This window comes from Candidatus Trichorickettsia mobilis, from assembly GCF_034366785.1.
GTDB classification, from domain to species: domain Bacteria; phylum Pseudomonadota; class Alphaproteobacteria; order Rickettsiales; family Rickettsiaceae; genus Trichorickettsia; species Trichorickettsia mobilis_A.
Window position 1 is genome coordinate 1 of record NZ_CP112962.1, and the last position, 3,212, is coordinate 3,212.

Genomic DNA, 3,212 nt, shown 5'->3' on the forward strand with positions numbered 1-3,212 from the left:
TTAACAAGTAATGGAAAACTAGATCACAAAGCACTACCTGATCCAGAAGTACAAAATCAAGACAGCTATATTGCGCCAAGAACTGAGTTAGAAAAACAATTGTGTGATATTTGGGCTCAAGTGCTTAAACTGGAAAAAATCAGTATCACTGATAACTTCTTTAGAATTGGTGGGGATAGTATTTCAGCTATTAAATTAGTAAGTAAATTAAATCAAGAACTATCAATCCATATAGGTATTGAGGATATTTTTAGCAGTAAAAATATCTTGGCTTTAGTACAATATTTAGAAAATAAAGCTTTAAGCAATGAAGGGCTACATTGTGAGAAATGGAATTTTGAATGTTAGAAAAAATTGATAAGCTCTATAGTCTAATTTTTAATGGGTTTAAGTTTGAATTAGATAATGGTAATCTAGATGTATTAGTTCCTAAAAAAGTTAGTGATCATTATAGAATCTTTGCAAGAGAATTTGTTAGTAATAATAAAGACTTTATTGTATCTGCTTTAAGCAATATTAACTCTAATATTTTACATTTTAATTGTGGTAATTGCTTAATACCTCTTTCATTTGCACAAGAAAGATTAAACTTTATTGATAAATATGAAGGAGGAACAAATGCTTATAATATCTCTTTAGTATTTACTTTATCAGTAAATGATGAGTTAGTGTTAAAGAGTTTAAAACAAAGTATTAATGATATTGTAGAAAGGCATGAAATATTAAGAAGTATAATAAGAGAAGATAGTCAAGGTAATGGATGTCAGTTAGTAATGCAACTAGACGAGTATCCATTAAATATTTCGTTAGTTAAGGTTAGATCTCAGGAAGAATTATCGCAAGAAATAAGTAAGTCAGTGAATCATGTGTATAATCTAAGTAGTGAATATCCAATAAAAGTTAATTTATATGAACAAGATTTAATAGATAAAAAATACTATTTAAGTATAGTAATTCATCATATAGCATTTGATGGGTGGTCTATAAATGTATTATTAGCAGAATTGGCAGAGCTTTATCAATACCATTATAAAATAGCGCAAGGTGAGAAGAAAGTAACACTAGAGTTGCTCCCATTAAATATACAATATAGAGATTTTACTTTATGGCAAAAAAATTATTTAAAAGAAGAGAGATTAGAGAAACAATTAAATTATTGGAAAAATAAATTAATTGATTATGAAACTTTATGCTTAGTTACAGACAAGCCTAGACCAATAGAGTTTGATTATAAGGGTGAAGATATTTTTTTTGAGATAAAAGCTAATGTATCAAGGGAATTAAGGCAATTAGCAAAGGATCTTGAAGTTAGTCTCTATAGTCTATTGCTTGCAGGGTATTGTTTGTTACTAAAAGTATATAGTAATCAAAATGATATAATTGTCGGTATACCAGTAGCTAATAGGCATTATGATAAGGTAGAAAATTTGATAGGATTTTTTGTTAACTCCTTGTTATTAAGAATAAAGATTGATGATACATTATCAATTAAAGAATACATAAGAAAGGTGAGCCGAGAATTAATAGAAGCTCAATTATATCAGGACTTACCATTTGAGAAATTAGTAGAAGAGTTAAAAGTTGACAAGGACACTAATAGGCATCCAATTTTTCAAGTAATGTTTGGAACTCAGCAATTTGAAATAAAAATTAACGATCAGTCAAAATTAGAGCAAGATAAAAACAGTAGTTTAGCTAGTATTTTAAGTAAGTATGAGGAAGATTATGGATACAAAATAGCGAAGTTTGATCTTAGTACTTTTATAGATGATAATGGAGAGAAACTAAAAGGAAGTTTTAATTATGCTACTAGTTTATATAGTAAAGCAACAATAAAAGGTTTTATAGAAACGTATCAGAATATATTGGTACAATTCGGAGAATTAGTTGATAATTCTCAAGATAGAATAAAGATAAATGAAATAAACTATCTAAGTAAACAACAGTATAAGCTAATAGTAGAAGAATGGAATAAGACAGAAAGAGACTGTCTCGAAGATAAGACAATACATCAATTATTTGAAGAACAAGTAATAAAAACACCAGATAATATAGCATTAGTATATGAGAATATTAAACTTACGTATTCTGAATTAAATTCAAGAGTAAATAAGTTAGCTAATTATTTAAGACAGCATAAGATTGGATCAGGTACCCTAGTCGCACTGTGTCTTGATAGAAATGAAAATATGCTTATTTCTATACTAGGAATATTGAAAGCCGGAGGATCATATGTACCTATAGATCCCAATTATCCTGATCAAAGAATCAAATATATTGTACAAGATATTAATATAGCAAATAGAGCAAGGAGAATAATTAAAACTTTAGTTATAGTAAATGAAAGATATAAGAAGAGACTAAAAAGAATAGTTGATGATATAGAAGTATTAAGTATAGATAGTCAAATATTACAAGAACAATTGTTATCTGAAAGTGAAGCAAATCCAGTTCCAATGGGAAAGAGTAATAGCCTAGCATATGTAATCTATACTTCTGGTACCACAGGTAATTCTAAAGGAGTAATGATTGAACATGGAGGGGTAATTAATACTATATTATCTTTACAATCTGTATACAATTTTGCTAAAGGAAACGCTGTAACAGCATTTACTTCTTATGTGTTTGATGTATCAGTGTCAGAATTTTTTATTGCATTATTTAATGGTGGAGTTCTTCATTTATTAAGTGAAAAACTTCGAACTAATGTAGTATCAATTAGTAAATATATTATTAGAAATAATATTAATTATTTATATCTCCCTCCTGTTTTATTATCGAATTTACCTAGAGTACAATATAAGGATTTATACGGAATAATATATGCAGGAGAACCATGTGATAGAGATACAGCTAAATATTGGTCAAGTCATCATAAATTGTACAATTATTACGGTCCTACAGAAACAACAATATATGCATCTGGCAAACAAATAATTTGTGAAGATGTAAATTTAATAGGTTCTCCAATTTACAATGTAAAAATATATGTATTAGATAATAATTTGAATTTACTGCCAATAGGAGGAGTGGGAGAGATATATATAGGTGGTGTAGGGCTAGCAAGAGGGTATGTTAATAGAGCAGATTTGACGGCTGAGAGATTTATAGCGAATCCATTTGGTAATGGTGAGCGTTTATATAAGACAGGAGACATAGGGCGGTATTTACACGATGGTAATATTGAGTATTTAGGAAGAAGTGATGAGCAA

Annotated in this window: 2 protein-coding genes; both read left to right on the forward strand. The window is 28.4% G+C overall.

Translation table 11 applies throughout. From position 1 onward, the window contains the following. On the forward strand, positions 1-348 hold a 348-nt coding region (locus Trichorick_RS09185), incomplete at its 5' end, for a phosphopantetheine-binding protein (RefSeq protein WP_323739348.1). Next, on the forward strand, positions 342-3,212 hold a 2,871-nt coding region (locus Trichorick_RS09190; protein ID WP_323739349.1), incomplete at its 3' end, for an amino acid adenylation domain-containing protein. The genes Trichorick_RS09185 and Trichorick_RS09190, both read left to right, overlap by 7 nt.